25 protein-coding genes are annotated in these 24,326 nt (G+C 68.9%); 17 read left to right on the top strand and 8 right to left on the bottom strand.

Going from position 1 to position 24,326, the window contains the following annotated elements:
- Complete coding sequence (locus tag F573_RS0101320) at positions 1 to 675, top strand: cytochrome b/b6 domain-containing protein (RefSeq protein WP_019021174.1); 675 nt, start codon at positions 1 to 3, stop codon at positions 673 to 675.
- 1,303 nt (positions 676 to 1,978) lie between these two features.
- Here F573_RS0101320 and F573_RS0101315 read toward each other — a convergent pair.
- Positions 1,979 to 4,756 carry a valine--tRNA ligase gene (locus F573_RS0101315; RefSeq protein ID WP_019021173.1) on the bottom strand — a complete coding sequence of 926 codons (2,778 nt, stop codon included), beginning with the start codon at positions 4,754 to 4,756 and terminating at the stop codon, positions 1,979 to 1,981.
- Positions 4,757 to 4,943: 187 nt separating this feature from the next.
- On the opposite strand from F573_RS0101315, the gene F573_RS0101310 reads away from it, so the two are divergent.
- Positions 4,944 to 5,546, top strand: a complete 603-nt coding sequence (locus F573_RS0101310) for an outer membrane protein (RefSeq protein WP_019021172.1) — start codon at positions 4,944 to 4,946, stop codon at positions 5,544 to 5,546.
- A 104-nt stretch (positions 5,547 to 5,650) separates the two neighbouring features.
- On the opposite strand, the gene F573_RS0101305 is transcribed toward F573_RS0101310, so the two are convergent.
- From F573_RS0101305 to F573_RS0101295, 3 genes are all read right to left on the bottom strand, one after another.
- Positions 5,651 to 5,953, bottom strand: coding sequence for a high-potential iron-sulfur protein (locus F573_RS0101305; protein ID WP_019021171.1), 303 nt, complete (start codon positions 5,951 to 5,953; stop codon positions 5,651 to 5,653).
- Between the two features lie 182 nt (positions 5,954 to 6,135).
- Positions 6,136 to 6,555: a DNA polymerase III subunit chi gene (locus tag F573_RS0101300; protein WP_019021170.1), complete on the bottom strand. Its 420-nt coding sequence runs from the start codon at positions 6,553 to 6,555 to the stop codon at positions 6,136 to 6,138.
- Positions 6,556 to 6,568: 13 nt separating this feature from the next.
- Entirely contained in the window at positions 6,569 to 8,047 is a 1,479-nt protein-coding gene (locus tag F573_RS0101295) for a leucyl aminopeptidase (RefSeq protein ID WP_019021169.1), read from the bottom strand.
- A 97-nt stretch (positions 8,048 to 8,144) separates the two neighbouring features.
- Here F573_RS0101295 and lptF point away from each other — a divergent pair, with 97 nt between their 5' ends.
- The 3 genes from lptF (at position 8,145) to F573_RS0101280 (ending at position 11,030) form a co-directional block, all read left to right on the top strand.
- Complete coding sequence (gene lptF, locus F573_RS0101290; RefSeq protein WP_019021168.1) at positions 8,145 to 9,257, top strand: LPS export ABC transporter permease LptF; 1,113 nt, start codon at positions 8,145 to 8,147, stop codon at positions 9,255 to 9,257.
- Entirely contained in the window at positions 9,254 to 10,318 is a 1,065-nt protein-coding gene (gene lptG / locus F573_RS0101285; RefSeq protein ID WP_019021167.1) for an LPS export ABC transporter permease LptG, read from the top strand. Before lptF ends, lptG begins: the two co-directional genes overlap by 4 nt.
- Before the next feature lie 70 nt (positions 10,319 to 10,388).
- Positions 10,389 to 11,030 carry a GDSL-type esterase/lipase family protein gene (locus F573_RS0101280; protein WP_038033117.1) on the top strand — a complete coding sequence of 214 codons (642 nt, stop codon included), beginning with the start codon at positions 10,389 to 10,391 and terminating at the stop codon, positions 11,028 to 11,030.
- 32 nt (positions 11,031 to 11,062) lie between these two features.
- On the opposite strand, the gene F573_RS0101275 is transcribed toward F573_RS0101280, so the two are convergent.
- Positions 11,063 to 11,620, bottom strand: a complete 558-nt coding sequence (locus F573_RS0101275; protein ID WP_019021166.1) for an RDD family protein — start codon at positions 11,618 to 11,620, stop codon at positions 11,063 to 11,065.
- A 45-nt stretch (positions 11,621 to 11,665) separates the two neighbouring features.
- Between F573_RS0101275 and F573_RS0101270 the strand changes: the two genes are divergently transcribed.
- Positions 11,666 to 12,043 (top strand): PilZ domain-containing protein, encoded by a 378-nt coding sequence (locus F573_RS0101270; protein WP_018869921.1) that lies wholly within the window; start codon positions 11,666 to 11,668, stop codon positions 12,041 to 12,043.
- Between the two features lie 50 nt (positions 12,044 to 12,093).
- Here F573_RS0101270 and glp read toward each other — a convergent pair whose 3' ends face one another.
- From glp to mobA, 3 genes are all read right to left on the bottom strand, one after another.
- A complete protein-coding gene (gene glp, locus F573_RS0101265; protein WP_019021165.1) occupies positions 12,094 to 13,335 on the bottom strand; it encodes a gephyrin-like molybdotransferase Glp in 1,242 nt (413 codons plus the stop codon).
- 22 nt (positions 13,336 to 13,357) lie between these two features.
- Positions 13,358 to 13,906 (bottom strand): molybdopterin-guanine dinucleotide biosynthesis protein B, encoded by a 549-nt coding sequence (gene mobB / locus F573_RS0101260; RefSeq protein ID WP_018869919.1) that lies wholly within the window; start codon positions 13,904 to 13,906, stop codon positions 13,358 to 13,360.
- A gap of 112 nt (positions 13,907 to 14,018) precedes the next feature.
- Positions 14,019 to 14,627, bottom strand: a complete 609-nt coding sequence (mobA, locus tag F573_RS0101255; protein WP_018869918.1) for a molybdenum cofactor guanylyltransferase MobA — start codon at positions 14,625 to 14,627, stop codon at positions 14,019 to 14,021.
- A gap of 78 nt (positions 14,628 to 14,705) precedes the next feature.
- Here mobA and F573_RS0101250 point away from each other — a divergent pair, with 78 nt between their 5' ends.
- The 11 genes from F573_RS0101250 (at position 14,706) to F573_RS0101200 (ending at position 24,158) form a co-directional block, all read left to right on the top strand.
- Positions 14,706 to 16,229, top strand: coding sequence for a nodulation protein NfeD (locus F573_RS0101250; protein WP_019021164.1), 1,524 nt, complete (start codon positions 14,706 to 14,708; stop codon positions 16,227 to 16,229).
- 68 nt (positions 16,230 to 16,297) lie between these two features.
- Entirely contained in the window at positions 16,298 to 17,233 is a 936-nt protein-coding gene (locus F573_RS0101245; RefSeq protein WP_231364966.1) for a slipin family protein, read from the top strand.
- A gap of 24 nt (positions 17,234 to 17,257) precedes the next feature.
- Complete coding sequence (gene xerD / locus F573_RS0101240; protein ID WP_019021163.1) at positions 17,258 to 18,178, top strand: site-specific tyrosine recombinase XerD; 921 nt, start codon at positions 17,258 to 17,260, stop codon at positions 18,176 to 18,178.
- Between the two features lie 63 nt (positions 18,179 to 18,241).
- Positions 18,242 to 18,952: a DsbC family protein gene (locus F573_RS0101235; protein WP_019021162.1), complete on the top strand. Its 711-nt coding sequence runs from the start codon at positions 18,242 to 18,244 to the stop codon at positions 18,950 to 18,952.
- Positions 18,953 to 18,956: 4 nt separating this feature from the next.
- On the top strand, positions 18,957 to 19,436 hold the full coding sequence (locus F573_RS0101230; RefSeq protein ID WP_018869913.1) for a nucleoside deaminase: 480 nt from the start codon (positions 18,957 to 18,959) through the stop codon (positions 19,434 to 19,436).
- Positions 19,437 to 19,531: 95 nt separating this feature from the next.
- On the top strand, positions 19,532 to 20,512 hold the full coding sequence (locus F573_RS0101225) for a diguanylate cyclase (protein ID WP_019021161.1): 981 nt from the start codon (positions 19,532 to 19,534) through the stop codon (positions 20,510 to 20,512).
- A complete protein-coding gene (locus F573_RS0101220) occupies positions 20,509 to 21,552 on the top strand; it encodes a SpoIIE family protein phosphatase (protein ID WP_018869911.1) in 1,044 nt (347 codons plus the stop codon). Before F573_RS0101225 ends, F573_RS0101220 begins: the two co-directional genes overlap by 4 nt.
- A 37-nt stretch (positions 21,553 to 21,589) precedes the next feature.
- Positions 21,590 to 22,489, top strand: coding sequence for an STAS domain-containing protein (locus tag F573_RS0101215; RefSeq protein ID WP_019021160.1), 900 nt, complete (start codon positions 21,590 to 21,592; stop codon positions 22,487 to 22,489).
- Between the two features lie 11 nt (positions 22,490 to 22,500).
- Positions 22,501 to 22,839 carry a hypothetical protein gene (locus F573_RS0101210; RefSeq protein ID WP_019021159.1) on the top strand — a complete coding sequence of 113 codons (339 nt, stop codon included), beginning with the start codon at positions 22,501 to 22,503 and terminating at the stop codon, positions 22,837 to 22,839.
- Positions 22,840 to 22,872: 33 nt separating this feature from the next.
- On the top strand, positions 22,873 to 23,502 hold the full coding sequence (locus tag F573_RS0101205; RefSeq protein WP_019021158.1) for a MarC family protein: 630 nt from the start codon (positions 22,873 to 22,875) through the stop codon (positions 23,500 to 23,502).
- Between the two features lie 17 nt (positions 23,503 to 23,519).
- Entirely contained in the window at positions 23,520 to 24,158 is a 639-nt protein-coding gene (locus F573_RS0101200) for an RDD family protein (RefSeq protein WP_019021157.1), read from the top strand.
- Positions 24,159 to 24,326 lie beyond the last annotated feature (168 nt).

The raw sequence follows: 24,326 nt of genomic DNA, 5'->3' as shown, positions 1-24,326 counted from the left end.
ATGACCGGTGGCAACGCGGATGCCCTGCGGGTGAAGGTCTGGGACTGGCCGACGCGGGTGTTTCACTGGGGGCTGCTGCTGTGTCTGGTGGGGCTTTGGTACACCAGCACCGAATTCATGTTGTTCCGGTGGCACAAGTGGCTGGGTTACACCGTGCTGGGGCTGCTGCTGTTCCGCATCGTGTGGGGCTTTGTCGGCAGCGAGACGGCGCGTTTTCGCCACTGGCTGGCGGGGCCGGTGACGGTCGCGCGTTACGCGTGGGGCCGGCTGCGCGGGACGGCCCCCGAATACCTCGGGCACAACCCGCTGGGTGGCTGGGCGATCCTGCTGATGCTGGTGCTGCTGCTGGTGCAGGCGGTGACCGGACTGTTCGCCAATGACGACATCTTCAACCAGGGGCCGCTGGCCGATTCCGTCAGCCGCGACGTCGAACGTACGATGACGCGGCTGCACAACTGGAACTTCGATCTGTTGCTGATCGTGATCGGCATCCACGTGCTGGCCGTGTTCACCTATCAGTTCATCCTGCGGATCCGCCTGATCGGCGCGATGATTACCGGCTACAAGCGCGGGGCGTGGTCGGACCACCCGCACATCGCGAACCCCTGGTTCGGACTGGTGCTGGTGCTGATGGTGGCCGCACTGGTGTTCGGGGTCGGGTCCGTCTGGGGGTAACCGGTTGTGGGAGCTTGCTTGCAAGCGAACGGGCTGCTGGTGCCTGTGCTTGATCGCTGTCGCGGGCCTTGAGCTGGCGCTGCGGAGTCGGCGGTTTTCGGCTGCCGCCGGGGGTGTTGCGCTCTCTCGCGAGCGCGCCGCGAGGTCCTTTCTTGCTTGCCCAAGAAAGGACCCAAAGAAGGGCACCCGGAGCTCGCCCGGGAACCTTGCTCCGGGCGCCTCGCGCCGGCGGCGCCGAACTCGCGAAGCTGCGCTTCGCTCGGACAAGCAGCTCCTTTTCTCCCGCGCCCGACCTCTGCGCTCGGTGCGGCAAACGGGGCTGGAGGACCACCGCCCGTTCCTTTTTCGCCAGGCGGGCAGACCGGGGCTGTGAACGCCCCGGCCGAGACCAGGACCGTTGGCAACCGATTGTGCCGGATCGGCGAGAGGGCTCGCCTCCTACCGTGTTGACGCCTGCCCCCGCAGGAGGCCGGCCCTCCGGCCGATCGGGGCCCGGATGCCGTGTCGCATGGGAAGATGTCGCCCCCAAAGGACACCACGAGCCTTCGGTTCGCTTGCAAGCAAGCTCCCACAGTCACTGTTGCATACCCGGCACCGGGAGGGTGCCCGGGTAGGGCCATGGGCATGCCCTGCCGAGCCACATGATCTTCTTCCATCAGGGTTTCGGGTGGAGCTTCTGCCCATACGCGATTCCTTTTAAGGATGGACGGGAATGAGCTCTGCGAAGGGCCCGTACCAAAGCTTGAATCCGTTGGTGCACCGGACCGCCGCTGCATCAGGAACCGGGGAATGCACGATTCGGGCGCCCCACGATCAGCCGGGCCGGGACCGGGGCACCAATGGCCGGAGCGCCTCCGGTTTACCCCCCTCCCGTTGCGAGCCCCTTGCGGAGGGTGCCTCGCGCCGGAAACAAGGCGCCGGCTGTCTGAGCGAAGCGTAGCTTCGCGAGTTCGGCGCCGCCGGCGCGGGGCACCCGGAGCAAGGTTCCCGGGCGAGCTCCGGGTGCCCTTCTTTGGGTCCTTTCTTGGGCAAGCAAGAAAGGACCTCGCGGCGCGCTCGCGAGAGAGCGCACCCCCGGCGGCAGCCAAAACCGCCGACTCTGCAGCGCCAGCTCAAGGCCCGCGGCAGCGATCAAGCACAGGCAGTAGCCCGAAGCGCCGCGGCAGCGGTCGGGTAGCAGCTCCTGTTCGCTTGCAAGCAAGCTCCTGCAGCCTTTGCCGGGTGCCGGGTGCCGGGTGCCGGGTGCCGGGTGCCGGGTGCCGGGGCCGGGGGGCGGCACCGGGCGGCGAGCACCGCGCCGGCGTTACATCGCGCGGATGCGTTCGCGTTGCGTGGCGAGCTGCTCGCGGGTGGCCTGCATCTCGGCGACGCGGTCGCGCTCCTTCTGCACCACCTCGGCCGGGGCGCGGTCGACGAAGCTCTCGTTGGACAGGCGTTTCTCGCTCTGCTCGAGATTCTTGTCGAGCTTGTCGATCTCCTTGTCCAGGTGGGCGAGCTCGGCGTCCTTGTCGATCAGGCCGGCCAGGGGGATCAGCAGCTGCATCTCGTCGACCAGGGCCATGGCGGATTCCGGGCCCTCGTCGGCGGCGTCCAGCCAGGTGACGTCCTCGGGCTTGCCGAGGAATTCCAGCAGGGCGCGGTGGCGCTGATAGCGCTCCCGGTCGGCGTCGCTCCAGTTCTTCACCAGCACCGGCAGCGGCTTGCCCGGGGCGATGTCCATCTCCGCACGGATCCGGCGCAGGCCGGTGATGAAGTCCTTGACCCAGTCGAGCTCGGCGGTGGCGGTGGCATCGCGCGGGAATCCGTCCTGCGCCGGCCAGGGGCGCTGCACCAGGAACTCGACGTCGTCGCCGATGCCGGCGTGCGGCTTCGCACTGGTCCAGATCGCCTCGGTGATGAACGGGATCACCGGGTGCAGCAGGCGCAGCAGGGCCTCGAGCACAGTGACCAGCGTATTGCGCGTGGCGCGCTTGACCGCCTCCGGCGTGGCGTCGTCGTTCAGCACCGGCTTGGTCAGCTCCAGGTACCAGTCGCAGTAGTCGTGCCAGGTGAACTCGTAGAGCGTCTGGGCGGCGAGGTCGAAGCGGTAGGCGTCGAGCTGCTGCGTGGCGGTCGCGGCGGTTTCGGCCAGGCGGTCGAGGATCCAGCGATCGGCGAGGGTGCGGTGCTCCGCCGTGTCGTCCGCGGCCGAGCAGTCGTGGCCCTCGACGTTCATCAGCACGAAGCGCGAGGCATTCCACAGCTTGTTGCAGAAGTTGCGGTAGCCCTCGATGCGGCCGAGGTCGAACTTGATGTCGCGCCCGGTGGTGGCCAGCGCGGCCAGGGTGAAGCGCAGGGCATCGGTTCCGAACGCGGGGAAGCCGTCGGGGAAGGCCTTGCGCGTGGTCTTCTCGATCTTCTTCGCCATCTGCGGCTGCATCAGGCCCTGGGTGCGCTTGGCCACCAGGTCGTCGGCGCTGATGCCGTCAATGAGATCAATCGGGTCGATCACGTTGCCCTTGGACTTGGACATCTTCTGGCCTTCCGAGTCGCGGATCAGGCCGGTGACGTAGACTTCGCGGAAGGGCACGTCGCCCATGAAGTGCTCGCCCATCATGATCATGCGGGCGACCCAGAAGAAGATGATGTCGAAGCCGGTGACCAGCACGCTGGTCGGGTAGAAGTCGCGCAGTTCCGGCGTCTCCTGCGGCCAGCCGAGGGTGGAGAACGGCCACAGCGCCGAGCTGAACCAGGTGTCGAGCACGTCCTCGTCCTGTTCCAGCGCCACCTCGGTGCCCAGGCCGTGCTTCTCGCGCAACTCGTCCTCGGAGCGCCCGACATACACGTTGCCATCGCTATCGTACCAGGCCGGGATACGGTGGCCCCACCAGATCTGGCGCGAGATGCACCAGTCCTCGATGTTGCGCATCCACTCGAAGTAGGTCTTCGACCAGTTCTCCGGCACGAAGCGGATGCGGCCGTCCTCCACCGCCTTGATCGCCGGTTCGGCCAGCGGGCCGGCCTTCACGTACCACTGGTCGGTCAGATAGGGCTCGACCACGGTGCCGGAGCGGTCGCCACGCGGGACCATCAGGCGGTGGTCCTCGGTCTTTTCCAGCAGGCCGAGGTGATCCAGATCGGCCACCACGCGCTTGCGGGCCTCATAGCGGTCCAGTCCGCGGTAGGCCTCGGGCACGTTGTCGTTCAGGCAGGCATCGATGGTCAGGATGTTGATCACCGGCAGGTCGTGACGCTGGCCCATCGCGTAGTCGTTGAAGTCGTGCGCCGGGGTGATCTTCACGCAGCCGGAGCCGAACTCGGACTCGACGTAGTCGTCGGCGATGATCGGGATCTCGCGCCCGACCAGCGGCAGGCGGATGGTCTTGCCGATCAGGTGGCGGTAGCGCTCGTCCTCCGGGTGCACCGCGACGGCGGTGTCGCCCAGCATGGTCTCCGGGCGCGTGGTGGCCACGGTCAGGTGCCCGGAGCCGTCGGCCAGCGGATAGCGGAAGTGCCACAGATGGCCGTTTTCCTCCTCCGACAGCACCTCCAGGTCGGACAGCGCGGTGTGCAGTACCGGGTCCCAGTTGACCAGGCGCTTGCCGCGGTAGATCAGGCCCTCGTCAAACAGGCGCACGAAGACCTCGAGCACTGCCTCGGACAGCCCGTCGTCCATGGTGAAGCGCTCGCGCGACCAGTCCACCGAATCGCCCAGCCGGCGCATCTGCCGGGTGATGGTCCCGCCGGATTCGTTCTTCCAGTCCCAGACCGCGCGGACGAACTCCTCGCGCCCGAGGTCGTGGCGGGTCTTTTCCTGCGCCGCCAGCTGGCGCTCGACCACCATCTGCGTGGCGATCCCGGCGTGGTCGGTCCCGCCCTGCCACAGGGTGCGGTCGCCGTGCATGCGCCGGTAGCGGATCAGGGTGTCCATCAGCGTGTGCTGGAACGCATGCCCCATGTGCAGCGTGCCGGTCACGTTCGGTGGCGGCAGCAGGATGCAGTAGTTGGCCTCGCCCGTCTCCGGCGGCGCGAAGAGGTTCGCGGCCTCCCAGCGTTCGTACTGGGCCTGTTCGATGCTCTTGGGGTCGAAGCTCTTGTCCATGGTCGGGCCGGGCTCGGGGTGTGGATGGCAAAGCCGCGCATTATAACGAGGGATGCAGTTCGTGACCCGTTTTCCTGCGCGGCCTGTCGAAACCCTCGGCCCGTGTGCGAGAATAAGTCGAACGTGATGACCGCTGAGTGTGGCGGGCCTGTGCGCCGCAACCGGATAACAACGAGGAGAAAGACCGATGTTCACGAAAGGAAAGATTGCTGCCGCCGTGGGCGGTGCCCTGATGCTGGTCGGTGGCCTGTCCGTGGCCCAGGCCGACACCTTCCACGGCGGATACGTCGGTGGCCAGCTGGTGATCGTGGACTACGATTTTGATGTGGATCCCGGTCCCTCCCTGTCCGACACCGACGTGGGCATCGGTGGCGTGATCGGTACCGGCACCACCGAGAATAATTACTACCTGGGCGTGGAACTCGACTTCTGGCTGGATCAGGCCGACGACTCGACCACCTGGAACGGGGTGGATTACGACGTGGATGTGAAGCACAGCTATGGCGTGAACCTGCGTCTCGGCCGGGTCTTCAACGATGACCTGCTGGTCTACGGTCTGCTCGGGTACCAGGGCACCAAGGCCAAGGTGTCCGCCGACGGGCTCGGGTCGGATTCCGAGACGTACGAGGGCGGTCGCGGTGGCGTGGGTGTCGAGTACCAGCTCGAGAACCGCATGTTCTTCCGCGGCGAGTATTCGCAGACCTTCCACGGAGACGAAACCGTGCTTGGCGGGGTCGATGTGGATCCGGATTCCTGGCAGGTGAAGGGCGCGATCGGTTACCGCTTCTGAAGCCCCACGGGGCAGGACCGGAATGAAGGGGCCCCGCGCGCCAGGGTGGCGTGCGGGGCCCGTTGTATCGGGGCATTCCGGTGCCCCGTGAGCGGGTTGCGGGATCAGCCGCTGACCCACTCATCGCACCAGCCGCCCGCGGCGACGTTGACGCCCTGGAAATCGGCGTGATGGCATCCGCCGTTGCCGTCCCAGAAGGCGCAGTTGTCGCAGCGCTCGCCCTCGGAGTAGTCCGGGTGATCGGCGTTGGCGGCATCCGCCACGTAGTTGTGGGCGTGTCCGTCCTCGGCCATGGGATTGGCCGTGGCCACGGACATGCCGGCCATGCTCACGACCGGGATGGCGGCGACGGCCGCGGAGGCGCGGCGGAGAAAGGTACGGCGGCTGATATCGGTCTTGTCGGACATGGTTCCGACCTCCTTGCTGGTAGTTTTCTTGTGACGGGCATCTCTGCGGATGCCGTCGCTACCTTGCATCGGTTCTCCGCGTGAGTTCTACGTGAATGGGTCACAAAACCTCCCCAAGTGAAGGGATTTATGATCCAGCTCAAGGGGTGGGTGCAGAAAAGGACGCCGCCCGCCGGCGGCGCTCACAGGGCGTGATGTTCCAGCGGATAGCCGCGGTCGCGGAAGTAGCGCCAGCGGGCGCGACCGGCGGCGCGGCCGGCGTCGTCGCCGCCGACGATGTCGGCCACGCGCTCGAAACGGCCGCAGTATTCGGGCACCTCGGAAGCCAGGTTCACCAGCACGTCGCAGTGGGTGGTCGGGGCACGGGAATCGTGCAGGGTCACCGGCACGTCGGCGGCGTCCACCTCGGTGGCGTGGGGCAGGAAGGCGGTGTCGCGGAAGGTCCACAGCCATTCGTCCAGGCTCTGCGTCAGGGCCGGGTCCCCGGTGTGCACGTGCACCCGGTGGCCCTGGCGCGAGGCCTTTTCGGCCAGCTTGCAGGCCAGCCGCAGGCGCGCGTCAGGCTGCGCATCCTGCAGCAGGTAGAAGGTGACGCGGGTCATGCGCCGGCCTCCTTCAGGCTTGATCCAGCAGGTACTGCATCAGCATCGGGACCGGACGGCCGGTCGCGCCCTTTTCCTTGCCGCTCTTCCAGGCCACCCCGGCGATGTCGACGTGCGCCCAGGTGTAGTCCTCGGTGTAGCGCGACAGGAAGCAGCCGGCGGTGATGGTGCCGGCCGGGCGGCCGCCGATGTTGGCCATGTCGGCGAAGTTGCTCTTGAGCTGCTCCTGGTATTCCGGCCACAGCGGGAGCTGCCAGCCGCGGTCGCCGGTCTCCTCGCCGGCCTGCTGCAGCTGCCGGACGAGGCGGTCGTCGTTGCCCAGCAGCGCGGCGCCCTGATGCCCGAGGGCGATGATGCAGGCGCCGGTGAGGGTGGCGATGTCGATCACGGCCTTCGGCTTGTAGCGATCCACCCAGGTCAGGGCGTCGGCCAGCACCAGGCGGCCTTCGGCGTCGGTGTTGAGGATCTCGACGGTCTGCCCGGACAGGGTGTGGATGATGTCGCCGGGCCGGGTGGCGCGACCGTCCGGCATGTTCTCGGCGCTGGTGACCACGCCGACCACGTTGATCGGCAGGCCCAGCTCGCACACCGCCTCGATGACCCCGAACACGCTGGCGGCGCCGCACATGTCGTATTTCATCTCATCCATCTCGGCGCCCGGCTTGAGCGAGATGCCGCCGGTGTCGAAGGTGATGCCCTTGCCGACGAACACCACCGGGGCATCGTCCTTGTTGCCGCCGCGGTATTCCATCGCGATCAGGCGCGGCGGGCGCTCGGACCCCTGGCCGACGGCGAGGATGGCCCCGGTGCCCAGGGCCTCCAGTTCGTGTTCGTCGAGCACCGTGGTCTCGAGACGGTCATACTGTTCGGCGAGCCGGCAGGCGGTGTCGGCGAGGGATTCGGGATAGCAGACGTTGGGCGGGGTGTTGCCGAGGTCCTTCGCCCGGTTCATGCCGGTGACGATGGCCGCGGCCTCGCTGCAGGCCTTCTTCGCCGCATCGGCGCGGCTGCGGTCCACGGCAAACTGGACCTTCTCGAGCTTGACGGGGCGGGTCTCTTCCTTGCCCTTGAACTCGAAGAATCGATAGGCGGCGTCGCCGATGGCGGTGATCAGGGTGCGCACGGTCCAGGCGATGTCCTTGCCGCGCGGGACGAAGTCCTCCACCGCGATCACCGCGCTGTCGGCCGGGCGCTCCACCAGCGCGCCGGCGAGGGTCTGGCAGGCCTTGCGCGCGGCGCGGGCGTCGTAGTCCTTCTTCGCGCCCAGGCCGATCAGCAGCGCGGAACCCTTGCGCCCGGTTCCGGGCACCAGCAGGCGCGAGCCGGCGTCGCCGTCCATCTCGCCGGCCTTGAGCAGGGCTGCGAGGTCGCCGTCGCGGGCCGCATCCAGGTCCCGTGCGCCGGGGGCCGGCTTGCGTCGGTGGCTGACGGCGGCGGCACGGATCCCGGCGCGGGGTTTGTCGATGGTGGAGGTGGTGACGGAGAATTGCATGGGCGCCTCGCGGGATGAGATGAATGATCTCCAGTGATACTACCAGCGCGCCGCCGGGGCGCACTACGCACACCGGCGACGTGGATACGGGCCGCGCATGATCCTGCGCCGGGCCGAGCGCTTCGTTGCGCGCGAACTCCTGGTGACCCAGGCGGCAGTCACCGTGGTGCTGCTGCTGGTGATCGTCGGCGGGGTGCTCGCGCGGGTGCTGCAGGACGTGGCCGAGGGCAGCGTGCCGGCGGATTTCCTGCCGGCGCTGGTGGGCTTCGGCGCGTTCAAGGGCATCGTGTATCTGTGGCCGGTGGCGCTGTTTCTGGGGTTCATGCTGGTGCTGGGCCGCATGCAGCGCGACAGCGAACTGATCGCGCTGCAGTCGGGGGGGATGTCGTTCGCCGCGCTTTATCGTGCCCTGTTCCTGGTCGCCGGACCGGCGGCGATCCTGCTGGCGGCGCTGATGAACACCGTGGTGCCCTGGACCGAGGGCGAGGTGGACCGCATGCGTGATCTCGCCGATCAGCGCTCGGATCTGGTGGGGATCGCGCCGGGGCAGTTCCTGGAGTCGCGCGTGGGGGATCAGGTGTTCTTCGCCGAGCGTCTGAGCGATGACCGCGAGGCGCTGGAGGAGGTCTTCATCTACCGCGAGGTGGACGGCGAGGCGCAGGTCACGGTGGCCGCGCGTGCGATCCCCGATCCCGGTGCCGAGGGCAGCGGCTTCCTGGTGCTGGAGGACGGTTACCGCTACGTCGGTACCCCGGGCAGCGGGGCCTTCCGCATGCTGGAGTTCGAGCGCCTGCGCACGCAGATCACCGAACCCGGCCCGGCGGACGAGCGGCGCAGCCTGGAGGCGCTCTCCACGCCGGAGCTGTGGGCCGAGCGGGACGATCACGAGGTGCGTGCGGAGCTGGAGTGGCGCTTCGCCATGCCGCTGTCGATCGTGGTCCTGAGCCTGATCGCCCTGCCGCTGTCGCTGGTGCCACCGCGCAGCGGGCGCTATGCGCGCATCCCCGCGGCGATCGGGGTGTACGTGCTGTACGCCAACTTCCTGATCCTGGGGCAGGGGCAGCTGGCGGACGGCCAGGTGCCCGTGGCCGTGGGGCTGTGGTGGGCGCACGGCGCGATGCTCGCTCTGTGGCTGTTGCTGGCCTGGCGCAAGGGCCTGCTGCGTCGGCCGCGCCGGGGTGCGGGCCCGCCGGCGGGAGAGCCGGCATGACCACGATCCTGGGGCGCTACATCATCCGCCAGGTGCTGCTGGGGACCGCGCTGGCGGCGCTGCTGCTGGTTGCGCTGGATGCGGTGTTCGCGCTGATCGACGAGCTGCGCGACATCGGCCGCGGCGATTACGGCGTGGCACAGGCGCTGATGTACGTCGCCCTGACGCTGCCGCGGCGGATGTACGAGATGATGCCGCCGGCGGCCCTGCTCGGCGGTCTCCTGCTGCTGGGCAACCTCGCGGCGGGCAGCGAGCTGACGGCCATGCGCGCCGCCGGGATGACCGTCGGGCGGTTCGTCGCCTGGGTGATGCAGGGCGGGCTGATCGTGGTGCTGGCGATGGTCGCGATCGGCGAGTTCGTCGCGCCGGTGGCGGAGAACCGCGCGCAGAACCTCAAGGCGACCGCCTTCGACCGCGAACTGAGCGTTGGCTCGATGGGGCTGTGGGCGCGCGACGGGCGGCGCATCGTGCATGCCGAGGCCGTGCTGCCGGATGACCGGCTGGCCGGCGTGCGCGTGATCGAACTGGGCGAGGACCGGCGCCCGCGCGAGATCGCCCGGGCTGCGGGTGCGCGTTACACGGACGGCGAGTGGTGGCTGGAGGACGTGGAACGCTCGCGCCCGGATTTCGACGGGGTGGTGACGGAACATGCCGAGGAGGAACGCGTGGAGCGTCTGATCGCCCCGGAGTACTTCTCGGTGCTGGTGGTGGAACCCGCGCAGATGGGAGCGCGCGACCTGCATCGTTACATCCAGTACCTGCAGGAAAACCGTCTGGATTCGGCGCCCTACGAGGTGGCCTTCTGGCAGCGCCTGACCCTGCCGGCCTCGACCTGGGTGATGCTGCTGCTGGCGATCCCGTTCCTGTTCGGGTCGCAGCGCGAAGGCGGGGCGGGGCGTCGGCTGTTCGTGGGGATCGCGATCGGGGTGTCGTTCGCGATCGTGATGCGGGCGATGACCCATGTCGGACTGGTGTTCGCGCTGCCGCCGGTGCTGGCGGCCAGTGTGCCGGTGCTGCTGTTCCTGGTGGCGGGGCTGCTGGCACTGCGGCGCGTGGCATGATGCACGACCCACGATCATGGAGATCCATTCAATGACACGAAGCACCCATCTCAGGCGGGTGGGGTGGGCGATGCCCGCCCTGTGGCTGTTGCTGGTGGCGGTCCTGCTGGCCGCCTGCGGCGGCGCCGGGCCCACCGACTTCGACCCGTTGCCGCGCTCGGCCACGGTGCTGGTGTTCGGCGACAGCGTGACCCACGGCACCGGTGCCAGTGATGGCGAGGACTTTCCGACGCGTCTGCAGGCGATCACCGGCTGGACCGTTATCAACGACGGGGTGCCCGGCGATCGGGCGGATACCGCACGCGGGCGCATCGAGGACAGCCTGGTCGAACATGAACCGGATCTGGTCATCCTCGAGCTCGGCGGCAACGACTTCCTGCGCGGGCGCCAGCCGGCGGACGTGAAGGAGGATCTGCGGGTACTGATCGGATACGTGCGCGACCACGGGGCGCAGCCGCTGCTGATCGGCGTGCCCGAGGCCTCGGCCCTGGGGGCCGCTACCGGGCGGCTCAGTGACGACGCGATCTATCGCGAGCTGGCGCGCGAGGAGGACGTGCCGCTGATCGAGGGCGTGCTGGCCGGGGTGCTGAACGACGCGGATCTGCGTGCGGACCGCATCCACCCGAACGCGGATGGCTATGCACGCATGGCCGAGGAGATCGCCGAGGGGCTGATGGAGGTCGGGCTGTGGCTGGGACGCCGAGCCCCGTGAGCGCATGACGGGGCGCGGGTGGCCGCGCGCGATCAGCCGCCCCCGGAGTCCTGTTCTTCCTGGTTTTCCTTCCAGCGCGGACGCTTGAGCGGCCGCGTGCGCATCAGCACGGTGGAGGACAGCCAGTCGTGCAGCATCCAGCGCTGCGGGTGCAGGGCGCTGGCGCCCAGGGCGAGAACGCCCAGGGCGGTCATCAGCGCGGTCATCCAGTCGCCGTGCTCGCGCGCCAGATGGATCGCCATCAGGATGATCATCCACTGCGAGATCCCCACCAGAAAACGCAGCGTGGCCTGCCAGGAGGTGATCCGGCTGCCATCCTCGCTGCGCACCACCAGGTTCCAGGTCTGCATCCCGAGGGTCTGTCCGGTCCGGCGCCAGAAGCCGTAGAAAAAGGCCCAGGCGGCGAAGATGTTGAGGGTCAGCTGGACCTGCCAGAAGAACACGTCCAGCAGGTTCCACAACGGCAGGGTCACCAGCCCCAGCACCAGCCAGATGGCCAGTACCAGCAGGCTGTCATAGAGCAGTGCGCCGAAGCGCAGCAGCAGGCCGACGGGGCGGGAGTCGCGTTCGGGAGCGGGGATGTCGTTCATGGGGTCTCGCTGGTCACTGCGCGGAAGATTGCGTAGTCTTGCGGTATGTCGCGACGGTTTCAACGTATCCCGCTCGAATTTCCGGCCCGGCTCGAGCTGGATGGCCGGACATGCCCGGTGCGCGTGCTCGACATCTCGTTGCGTGGAGTGCTGGTGGAATGCGAGGGGCTCGAACCGCTCGCCCCGGGCACGCCCGGTCAGGTGGACATCCCGCTCAGTGACGAGGCCCGCATCGCGTTCGAGGGCAAGGTGCGCTGGCAGCAGGGCGAGCGGCTGGGGCTGGAGATCGCCGCCATGCCGCTGGAATCCGCCGGGCACCTGCGGCGCCTGGTGGAGCTGAACCTGGGCGACGAGGCACTGCTGGAGCGTGAGTTCGCCGCCATGGTCGCCGAGCCGCCGGGCGAGGATGACCCGGGCAGTTGATCCCCGGCCCTGATCCCGGGCCCTGATCCCGGGCCCTGAACCCGGGGGGCTCAGTAGAGCTCGCTGAACGGCAGTACCTCCACCCACTCCCCGGCGCGTGCGCCGTCCGCCTCCCGCGGCAGTACCACGAAGGCATTCGCCCGGCTCATCGCGCTCAGCTGATGCGATCCCTGTCCCCCGGCGCTGCGCACCACGTCCACGCCGTCCTCGGTCTCCACGATCGCCCGCTGATAATCCGTGCGCCCCGGCCGCTTGCGCAGATCCTCGCACAGCCGTGCGCGCAGGGTGCGCGGTTCGCCCACCGGCAGGCCAGCCAGACTGCGCAGCGCCGGGCCGACGAACAGGCCGAACGTCGCCATCGCCGAGACCGGGTTGCCCGGCAGCCCGATGAACCGCGCCTGGCCGAAGCGGCCGAAGGCCAGCGGACGCCCGGGCTTCATCGCGATCTTCCAGAAGCCGACCTCGCCGCGCTCCTGCAGGATGCGGGTGATGTAGTCGGCATCACCCACCGAGACCCCGCCCGTGGTCAGGATCAGATCGGCCTCGCGGCCCGCGGATTCCAGGGCCTCGCGCACGGCGTCCTCGTCGTCGGGAATGACGCCGTAGTCGCGGGCCTTGACCGCGTAGCGCGACAGCAGGGAACGCAGCATGTGCCGGTTGCTGTCGTGGATCTGCCCGGGTTCCAGCGGTTCGTCCACCGGCACCAGCTCGTCGCCCGTGGAGAAGAACACCACGCGCGGCTTGCGCAGGACCTCGACCTCACTGATGCCCTGGCTGGCGAGCACCCCGATCTCGGCCGGGCCCAGGACCTGTCCGGCAGGGTAGAGCCGCTCGCCGCTGCGGGTATCCTCGCCGGGACCGCGGATGTTCGCGTCCTCGGGGGCCGGGCGGTCGAACTGCACCATGTCGCCATCCACCGTCACGTGCTCCTGCATGACGACGGTGTCGGCTTCGTCCGGGACCACGGCCCCGGTCATGATGCGCACGCACCCGCCGGGTGGCAGCGGTTCGTCCCACGGGTGCCCGGCGGCCGCCTGGCCGACCCGGCGCAGGCGCGAGCCGGCCTCGCGGGCATCGGCGGCGCGCAGGGCGTAGCCGTCCATCGCCGAGACCAGGGCCGGAGGGACGTCCAGCCGGGCATGCACGTCCGCGGCGAGAACCCGTCCGGTGGCCGTCTCCAGACTGCGCGTGCGCGTCTCGGCAACCGCCCGGCAGGCCTCCAGCACGGCGGCGCGCGCCTGTTCCACGGTGAGGGCGGTGGGGTCGAATTCGTCACAGGCGGCCGCGTTCATCCGGTTCCTCCGTTGTCATCTGTCAGCCGTTCAATAACGGGTAAAGGGAAAGGTGTTCGATGATGAAGTCCGCCACCGGCGAGGGGTCGTCCAGCGGCAGCACCGGGCCATGGAAGGGCAGCCCGCCGGCGTCGGTGGCCACTGCGACCACCCCCGGTGTGTCGGGGTACAGCGGTGGCTTGTCGTTGGCCTTGCGGTAGACCTCGATGCGCGGCAGGTCGGCGTTCTTGAAGCCCTCCACCAGGATCAGGTCCGAGCGCGCCGGATCCAGTTTCGCGCACAGGGCGTCGAGGTCGGGGGTCGCCCCTTCCTCGATCTCGGGCGTCTCCACCATCAGGGCGAAGCGCCGGGACGAGGCCACCAGGGTCTGGTCGGCCCCCGAGTGACGCAGCTCGTAGCTGTCCTTGCCCGGCTTGTCCACGTCGAACTCGTGGTGGGCATGCTTGATCACGGCGGGGCGCAGGCCGCGATTGCGCAGCTCCGGAATCAGCTGCTTCAGCAGTGTGGTCTTGCCCGAGCCGCTCCAGGCGGCAAAGCCGATGCGCGGCAGCGTGTTGTCCGGGTGGCTCATGACGGTTCCTCTCCCTGGTGGCGACGGCCCGGTGTGGTACCGGTCGTCGGGGAGTGTAAGGAATCGGCCGCCAATCTACACGCCGGTTGCGGGGCGCAGTAAGTTCCCGGGGTCACCGCGGGGCGAGATCTTCGGGGGTGTTGAGGTTGGCGAAGGCCTCGGGGCAATCGGAGAAGTCGGCGGTCACGGCGCCGTGTTCGCGCAGCCAGGCGCCGGCGGGCAGGGGGCCCGCCGCGATCGCGGCGCGCAGGGCGGGCACCAGTCCGGCACCCAGCAGCAGGAACAGCGGCTGCAGGCGCCGGCCGTCGTGGGCCATCGCCGCGGGGGCGGCGTGTTCGGCCCGCGCCGCCTGCAGGCGGGGGCCGAGGTCGTGCGGGGCGCTCGGGGCATCCACGGGGACGCACAGCAGGTCGCGGCCGGGTCGGGCGGCACCGGCCGCGGCAATGCCGGCCAGCGGGCCGCGGTAATCGGGATGTTCGTCGGCGACACAGGGAAACCCCAGCCGCGCGCAACGGTCCATTTCGGTATTAGTGCTGACGACGATGCCATCGACCTGTCCCTGCAGACGCTCGACGGCATGTTCGATCAGCGGCCGGCCCCGGTATTCGAGCCACGCCTTGTTGCAGCCGCCCATGCGCCGGCCCTGACCGCCGGCGAGGATGACCCCCAGCGGCGGGCGCTCCGGGGCGGCGGGTGGAGTCTGGCGGGAGTCCTGCGGCATGGGCGTTCGTTTGCGCAATGGCCTATGTTGTAGGGTGCAGGATGCGTGGCCGACACGATACGAGGACGACAGCGATCCATGATCCGATTCCGTAACCAACGCGGTGCCGCGGCCCGCTGGCTCCTGTGGCTGGCGCTGCTGGTGGTCGGCACGGCCGGCGCGCTGCTGGCCAGCGCCGATAACGGTGGCGACCGCGAAGCCGTGCTCCTGACCGTGGACGGGGCCATCGGTCCGGCGACCGTAGATTACATCACGCGCGGGATCGATGCCGCCGAGGAGCGCGGTGCCGAGATGGTCGTGCTGCAGCTGGATACCCCGGGCGGGCTGGACTCCAGCATGCGCAGCATCATCAAGCACATGCTGCAGTCCGAAGTGCCGGTGGTGACCTATGTGCACCCCGCCGGCGCGCGGGCCGCCAGTGCCGGAACCTACATGCTCTACGGCTCGCATGTCGCGGCGATGACGCCGGCGACCAATCTGGGCTCGGCAACCCCCGTGCAGATGGGCGGGGGCGGCCTGCCCGGCATGGACGAGGAAGACCTGGACGAGCTGCGCGAGGAAGCGGAAGACGAGGCCGAAGCCGAGGACGAGAACGGCAACGGCGGCGAGGAGCGGGACAACGGCGAGGAGGCGGTCGAGCCGGCCACCGAGGAAGAGCTGCTGGAGGACGACCCCGAGCCCCGGCGCGGCGACGATGCGATGGAGCGCAAGGTGCTGGAGGACGCGGTTTCCTACATCCGCGGCCTGGCCGAGCGCTACGACCGCAATGCCGACTGGGCCGAGGAGACGGTGCGCGAGGGCTCCAACCTGACCGCCACCGCGGCGCTGGAAAAGAACGTCATCGATTTCGTCGCCGACAACCTGGACGATCTGCTGGCGCAGCTCGACGGGCATACCGTGAAGCTGATGTCGGGTGAACGCGAACTGGTGACCGAGGGCATCGAGATCGTGCGCATGGATCCCGACTGGCGCACCGAACTCCTGTCGCTGATCACCAATCCCAACATCGCCTACATCCTGATGCTGATCGGGATCTACGGCATCATCTTCGAACTGGCGAATCCGGGCGCGGTCTACCCCGGTGTGATCGGCTCCATCGCGCTGATCCTGGCGTTCTTCGCCCTGCAGGTGATGCCGATCAACTACGCCGGACTGGCGCTGATGCTGCTGGGGATGATCTTCATGATCGCCGAGGCCTTCGTGCCCAGCTTCGGCGCGCTGGGCATAGGAGGGCTCGTGGCATTCATAACCGGTTCCGTGATCCTGTGGGATGACCCCAATCTGAACGTGGCCCTGCCGCTGGTGGTCGGCACGGCCATTGCCATCGGGCTGGTGTCGGTCTGGGTGCTGGGGCGGCTGTTCAAGCTGCGCGGCAAGAAATCGGCCACCGGCCATGAAGAAATGATCGGCATGATCGGCCATGCGCGGGAAGATTTCGAGCGGCGCGGTCCGGTGTGGGTGCACAGCGAGCTTTGGACCGCCGAGACCACCGCGCCGGTACGCGAGGGGCAGGCCGTGCGGGTGACCGCGATCGACGGCCTGCGCCTGACCGTGGAGCCGGTGGAACAGGACGAGCGGGCCGCGGGCAGCGGCCCGGCGTAGCGCGGGCCGCCCCCGCGCGGCCGGCACATGAAGCAAGCCGCCGATTCGGCGGGAAGGAGCGCAACATGCTGAACGATTTCGGTTTTATCGTCGTACCGCTGGTGATCATCATCGCCCTGATCGCGATGTCGATCCGTGTCCTGCGCGAGTACGAACGTGGCGTCGTGTTCTTTCTCGGGCGCTTCCAGTCGGTCAAGGGGCCCGGCCTGATCATCGTGATCCCCGGGATCCAGCAGATGGTGCGCATCGACCTGCGCGTGATCACGCTGGACGTGCCGAGCCAGGACGTGATCTCGCAGGACAACGTGACCGTGCGGGTCAACGCAGTGCTGTATTTCCGCGTGGTGGATTCGGCCAAGTCGGTGATCCAGGTCGAGGACTACTACGCCGCCACCAGCCAGCTGGCCCAGACCACGCTGCGTTCGGTGCTCGGCAAGCACGAGCTGGACGAGATGCTGTCCGAGCGCGACAAGCTGAACTCCGATATCCAGTCGATCCTCGACGCGCAGACCGACGCCTGGGGCATCAAGGTCACCAACGTCGAGATCAAGCATGTGGACCTGGACGATTCGATGATCCGCGCGATTGCCCGGCAGGCCGAGGCCGAGCGCGAACGGCGCGCCAAGGTGATCCACGCCGAGGGCGAGCTGCAGGCGGCCGAGAAGCTGGTGCAGGCCTCGCAGATCATGGAGGCCAGCCCGGCTGCGCTGCAGCTGCGCTACATGCAGACCATGTCGGACATGTCCACCAACGGGCATGCGAACACCATCTTCTTCCCGCTGCCGCTGGAGCTGACCAAGGTGTTCGAGAACCTGGCGGGCAAGTTCCGCGCGGAGAATCCCGAGAACCCGCTGAGCGCCGCCGCGGCTGCAGCGGGGATGGGGACGAAGGATTCCTCCTCCGGTTCCGGCGTGACCGGCGACACCTCCGGCGCGGAGGAGGATGCGGGCGGGGCATCCGATACCGGCCGCGGTCCGACGTCCGGGGGCCCGGCCAGCTCCTGATCGGTCCGCGGGCGTTCGTCCGGCATGGCGACGGAGACGCCGGAGACGGCCGCGGAGCTCCCCGCGGTCCTCGACCGGTTCCTGGACGAGCTGTGGGCGGTGGAAGGCCTGGCCGACCGCACCCTGGCGGCCTACCGGCGCGATCTGAGCACGCTGGCGGGTTTCCTGGCGGCGCGGGACGGGGCACTGGAGGCCGCGACCCATGCCGACCTGCTGGCCTTTGTCGCCGCCCGCATGCAGGGCGGGGCGCGGCCGCGCTCGGTGGCCCGGGCGCTGTCCTCGATCCGCCGCTTCTATCGTTTTCTGGTACAGGCGGGCGAGCGCGAGGACGACCCCTCGGCCGGCATCGATCCACCGCGGCCCGGACGGCCCCTGCCGGCCGGGCTGTCGGAGGCGCAGGTGGAGGCGCTGCTGGCGGCGCCGGACACCGCCACGGCCGTGGGACTGCGTGACCGGGCGATGCTGGAGATGATGTACGCGGCCGGTTTGCGGGTCTCCGAACTCGTCGGGCTGGAAGGCACGGCGGTGAATACCCGGCAGGGCGTGGTGCGCATCATCGGCAAGGGCGGACGCGAGCGCCTGGTGCCGCTGGGCGAGGTGGCGACCGACTGGCTGGCGGCGTATCTCGACCGCGCGCGCCCCGAGCTGATGGCGGGGCACCCGCCGGTGGAGGCGCTGTTCGTGACCCGGCGCGGCCGCGGGCTCACGCGCCAGGCCTTCTGGTACCGCATCAAGGCGCATGCGGCGCGGGCCGGTATCGACACGGCGCTGTCGCCGCATACCCTGCGGCATGCGTTCGCCACCCACCTGCTGGACCACGGGGCCGACCTGCGGGTGGTGCAGATGTTGCTGGGCCACAGCAGCCTGTCCACGACCCAGATCTATACCCATGTGGCGCGCGCGCGGCTGCAGGCGCTGCATGCGGAACATCATCCCCGGGGATAGCCGTCTGTCCCCCGGAAGGCAACCGGCCTACAATCCACGTTTTGATTCATCAGCGAGACACCCATGTTCCTCAAGCGCGTTCTTCCCTTCGCGGTCGCCCTGGCGGCCGTCGGTACCACGGCCCAGGCCAGCGAGGCGATCGAGCAGGCCATGTCGCAGGCCATCCCCGATGCCGAGATCGACTCCATTCATTCCACCCCCCTCGACGGGATCAAGGAGGTCCGCTACGGCACCGAGATCTTCTACGTCAGCGAGGACGGCCGTTACGTGATGCAGGGCAGCCTGATCGACCTGCAGACCCGCGAGAACCTCACGGAGCAGGCGAAGGGCGGTGCGCGCGCCGAGCTGTTCGCAGCCATCGACGACAGCGAACTGGTGGTCTACGAACCGAACGGCGAGACCCGCGCGGTGCTGAACATCTTCACCGATCCCAACTGTCCGTACTGCCGCGACATCCACGCCGATCTGCCGGAATACCTGGAAGCCGGCATCAAGGTGCGCTACCTGATGTTCCCGGTGCTGGGGCAGGACTCGCCGGAGATCATGAACCGCACCTGGTGCGCCGATGACCGCCAGGCGGCCATGGACCGTTCCAAGGAGGGGGACAAGCTGAGGGACCTGGACGGCGGCTGCGCCACCCCGCAGGACGAGCACATGCAGCTGGGGCAGAGCCTGGGCGTGCGCGGCACCCCGGCCCTGTTCACCGAAAACGGCGAGATGCTCGCCGGCTACGTCGAGCCGGAAGAGGTCCTGTCCCGGGTGCTGGGCGACTGACCCCATGAGCGTGGCCGCCGACGACGCCTTCTTCCTGCGCGAGGCCATCCGTCTGGCGCGGGAGTCCGTGGATGTCGGCGGCGGTCCGTTTGGCGCCCTGGTGGTGCGCGACGGCGAGATCGTCGGCCGCGGGGCGAACCGCGTGATCCCGTGGCAGGATCCCACCGCGCATGCCGAGGTGGCGGCGATCCGTGATGCCTGCCGTCATCTCGGGGATCATCGTCTCTACGGGGCGACCCTGTACGTGTCCTGTGAACCCTGTCCGATGTGTCGTGCGGCGGCCTGCTGGGCCCGGCTGGACCGGGTGGTGCATGCCGCCTCGGCCGCGGATGCGGCCGCGGCCGGGTTTGACGACGAGCGGATCCGCGACGAACTGGTGGCGCCCCCCGAGGCGCGCCGTCTGCCGCTGATCCGAACCCTGGCCGAGGAGGGGCGGGCGGTCTTCGACTACTGGGAACGCCACGCCAACCGCCGCTTGTACTGAATGTGCGGCGGGTCCCGGCCGGGCCCGGCCGTCGGTGCATGACGTGACGCCCGGACTGGGGCACAATCCGGGCACGGAACAGGGAGTGGGGCGGCATGGAGAAGCGTCTGCTGGAACTGTCGGTTTGTGTGGAGCCCGATCGGCGCCGGCTTGCGCGTTTCGCCCTGGACGCCGTGGTGGCCCTGGGCGGCAGCCCGTTCCGCGCCACCGCCCGTCTCGATGTCCTTCTGCACGCGCTGCGCGAGGCTGCCGCCAATGTGGAGGGCGGGCTGCAGGTGGCGCTGGTGGCCCACGGGCGAGAACTCGCCCTGTATTGGGAAGAGGCGGGGGGACGCGCGCGCCGCGAACACCTCGATCGTGTCCCCGAAGACCCCTCCGAAGCTTCGCTCGAGGCCCTGTCACAGCGCCTGCGCCGGGGTTCCGAATCCACTGATCCCGAGCTCCTGCGCCGACGCAATGCCCGCTTCGCCGCCGAACTGGAACGCGCCCGCGAGCGGGCGGCGGCCGAGATGGCCGAACTCGAGGCCGATCTGGAACGCAAGAAGGCCGAGCTCCAGCGCTCGATCCGCGAAGCCGAGACGGACAGCCTGACCGGGCTGTTCAATCGTGGCGCCTTCGATGCCCGTCTGGAAGAGTCCCTGCTGCACTGCGCCCGCCAGGATGAACCGCTGAGCCTGGTGCTGCTTGATCTCGACTTCTTCAAGCAGATGAACGATACCCACGGCCATCAGTTCGGGGATGATTACCTGCGTGGCATGGCCGATGCCATGCGTGCGGCCATTCGCGAACACGTGGACCTCCCCTGCCGCACCGGGGGCGACGAGTTCGCCATTATCGTATTCGGTGACCGCGACGCGGCAGCCGGCGTGGCGCAGCGCGTGCTCGCGGCGATGGAGGGCCGGGTCAGCATCGGCGTGGGGCAGCGGGCGGACGGTGACGCGCCGGAGGATCTGGTGGCGCGCACCGATGCGGCACTGTATCTGGCCAAGCACCGGGGGCGCGGGCAGGTCGCCACTGAACTCGAGCTCGAGGCCCCCGACGCACCGGCGGCCGCGGGCCTCGGAGCCCGCGCGTGAGCGCCGCACCGCCCGCGCGTCAGCCGTATGCCCTGCTGAGCGAGCAGGCGGCGGCGCGCGCCGGCGGGCAGGTCCTGCTGCAGTCGCGGCTGAAGACCGTGGCGCGGCGCCTGGGCTTCGGCGAGATCAAGCGCGAGCGCATGCTGCTGGTCTGCCAGGAGCTCGTGACCAACCAGGTGAAATACGCGCGCGGGACCGGACTGGTGCAGATCTGGGAGCAGCGCTCGCCGGAACCCGCGCTCGACCTGTTCGCGATGGATTTCGGTCCGGGGATCGCGGACCTGAACCAGGCCCTGGCCGACGGCCACACCACCTCGGGGACCCTGGGCAAGGGCCTGGGCACCGTGCGGCGCCTGGCCGACGCGTCCGATTTCTACAGCATCCCTGCCGCGCAGGCCGCCGGCACTCCGTGGCAGGGGGCCGCCGCATGGGCGCGTTTCCGTCCCGGAGAAACCGGCGAACACGAGGCCGGCCCGAGTTTCGGGCGCTATCTGCGCGCGTTGCACGATGCCCCGCACAACGGGGATTGTGCCGGTCTGGATGTCGATCGGAGCGGGCTGCGCTGGGTCCACATGGACGGCCTGGGGCACGGGATCGAGGCCGAAACCGCGGTGGCCGGACGTTGCCGGCCCGGCGCCGCGGGAGAATCGCCCGCCGACGTGCTGCGCGAGCTGAGCCGCAACCTGCGCGGCTCGCGCGGGGCGGTGGGGGTTGTCGGCGAGGTCGCGGCTGCACAGCGCAGCGTTCGGGTATGCGGCGTGGGCGACATGAACGCGTGGGTCGTGAGCGAAGGTGAGCGGCGCGGCCTGGAGATGGCGCCGGGCATTCTCGGGCATGATCATCGTAGCTGCGAGGAGCTCCGGCTGGACCTCCCCCCGCATGCGCTGGTGATCACGGCCTCGGACGGTATCCGGCGCAACTGGAGCCTGGCCAGCTTTCCCGGCCTGTGGCGCCGGCACCCGCAGCTGCTGGCGCTGGTGCTGGGCCAGGTGCTGGGGCGCAGCAATGATGACAAGTCGCTGCTGGTCATCCGCCTTTGACGGCAGGCCGGGGAAACACAAAAAAAGAGGAGGAGTCATGACGGGGGACAACATGAATCGGGAGGACGACGAGACCCGCAGTGCCAACGAGATCCTGGTCGAGCAGCTGATGGTCAACGTCGGCCGGATTTCCGGGGTGATCGAGGAGCGCGGGCACAACATCTTCGTGCAGGGGAACATCCTGTCGCGCGAGGAGATCAGCGACTACTCGGTGGAGTTCATGGAGCTGTTCGTGATGCTGCTGCAGCACGAGGGACGGCCGGATCGCTCCAGCGAAGAGTTCCGTGCCCTGCAGCAGTTCTTCACCACCATGTCGCAGCAGATCCTGATGCGGGGCGGCGACATGGAGGAGTTCGTGCGTTATCTGCAGTTCATGCAGAACGTGATGATCGAGGATCTGGGGCGCGACGCGGAGATCACGCCCGAACAGACCCGCGAGACCCTGCTCCTGCTGGCCGGGGTGTTCAACGACATCATCCTGGACGTCTATCGGGTGTATCTGGAGCAGAAGGAAAGCACCATCGAGGCGCAGCAGGCCGAACTGCGCGAGATCTCCACGCCCATCACCGAGATCTGGGACGGCGTCCTGACGCTGCCGATCATCGGGACCCTGTATTCCTCGCGCACCATGGTGGTGATGGAAAAGCTGCTCGGGCGCATCGAGCAGGATCGGGCCCGCGTGGTGTTGATGGATGTCACCGGGGTCATGGCAATCGACTCCCAGGTATCGCACCACCTGGTGCAGATGATCCGTGCGATCGGCCTGATGGGTGCGCGTCCGGTGCTGACCGGGATCCGGCCGGAGATTGCCCGGGCGCTCACCAGCCTCAACATCGATCTGGGCGACGTGACGACCCGCGCGACCCTGGCCGAAGGCCTGAAGGAGGCCTTCCACTGGCTGGGCGTGCGGATGGCCGACGCCCGGACCCCGGCCTGACGGGCGCGCCGATGGTCCAGGGCATGCATCTCACCCGGATCGGTGCGGACGCGGTGCTGCTGGAGCCGGGCGAGGGCCTGGATCCCGGCGAGCCGGACCGCTATCTGGTCGCGCTGGGGGATTACCTTCAGGCGGCGCGGGCCCGGCGACTGATCTACGACCTCGACAGCGTGCCGGTGGTCGATGGCCTCTACTACGACTGGCTGAAGGCGGTGCACGGGCTTTGTCGGGTCATCGGGGTGGAGATGGTGGTCGCGAACATGGCACCTTCGGTGGCTTATGCGCTGGCGGCGCGCCTGGATGAGGTGCCGCCCTTTGCCTGTGCGCGCGACGTGGAGCGCGCGCGCTGACATCCGCTACCCCCGCGACCGGGAGAACGCCACATGCTGGAACTGGGCATTGTTGCCCTGACCACCTTCTTCGTGACCGTCGGCCCGGTGGACGTGGCGGTGGTCTTCGCGGTGCTGACCCGCGGGATGGATCCGGCTCAGCGCCGCGCGATGGCCTGGCGCGGTGCGTTGCTGGCGACTGCCATCCTGCTGCCGTTCGCGCTGTTCGGCGAGGCCGCGCTGGGGGTGCTGGGGATCTCGCTGCCGGCGCTGTATACCGCCGGTGGTATCCTCCTGCTGCTGATTGGCATCGACATGGTGTTCGCGCGCAGCTCCGGCGGGGTCTCGGCCACCCCGGACGAGACCCGCGAGGCCCGCTCGCGTACCGACCTCTCGGTGTTCCCGCTGGCCACGCCGTTGCTGGCCGGGCCCGGGGCGATGGGCGCGGCCATCCTGATGATGAGCCGGGCCAGCGGCGATCTGGCCGCGCAGGCGGTGGTGATCGCCGCGCTGATCGCGATTATGGCCCTGGCGCTGGTGTGCCTGCTGATCGCGGTGCGTATCCAGCACTGGCTGGGCGTCACCGGTGCGCACGTGCTCACGCGCATCATGGGGGTGCTGTTGTCCGCGCTGGCGGTTCAGTTCATCTTTGACGGGCTGGCCGACAGCGGTGTAATGACCTGACATCGAAGGAGCGATGCATGACCCGAACCTGCCCGCACTGCGCAACCGAGAACCCCGACGACGCGGCCTTCTGCAAGGCCTGTGGCCGTTCGCTGGATTTCGACCCCGAGCCGTCGGAGCCGAACGGCTCCGGCAGGGATCCGGAGTCGGGTTCAGGCCGGGGCGAGGCGCCACCGCCCGTTTCCGGCGGGTCCGGACAGGTGCCTGCCGAGGGGCCACCGCAGGATCGTGCGGCCTTCGGCGGCTTCTGGCGGCGCGTGCTGGCGGTGCTGATCGACGGGGTGATCCTGGGCATCCCGCTGACCGTGGTGCAGGCGATGGTCAGCCCGGAAACCATGCACACCGAGGAATGGACCGATGCGGACACCGCCTGGACCTTCGTGAACATCCTGGTCGGCTGGTTCTATTTCGCCGGCATGCACAGCTCGCAGTACCGCGCGACCATCGGGAAGATGGCGGTAGGCCTGCGGGTGGTCGACTGGCATGGCGAGCGCATCAGCTTCGCCCGCGCGACCGGGCGCCATTTCACCGAATTCCTGTCCGGTCTGCTGTTCATGATCGGCTACCTGATGGTGGCCTTTACCCGGCAGCGCCGCGCCCTGCACGACTTCATCGCCGAGACCTGGGTGGTGCGTCGCGAGTGGCTGGATGAATAGCCCGTTCGACCGGGCGTTCGGCGGGCGGTCCTGAAAATCCCGGCCGAATCCAGTATGGTATTGGACCTTTCCGGCGCCGTACCCCGCCCGGTCCCGACCTTCCGGCCGCCGTCCGCGGCCGGTCGAGCGCCTCTGGCGGGCCGCTGCGCGCCCGAATTGCCTAGAACC

The sequence above is a fragment of the Thioalkalivibrio sp. ALE23 genome, assembly GCF_000378545.1.
Lineage (GTDB): Bacteria > Pseudomonadota > Gammaproteobacteria > Ectothiorhodospirales > Ectothiorhodospiraceae > Thioalkalivibrio.
The sequence above is the reverse complement of the archived record's forward strand: the minus strand, read 5'-3'. Positions and strand labels throughout refer to the sequence as shown.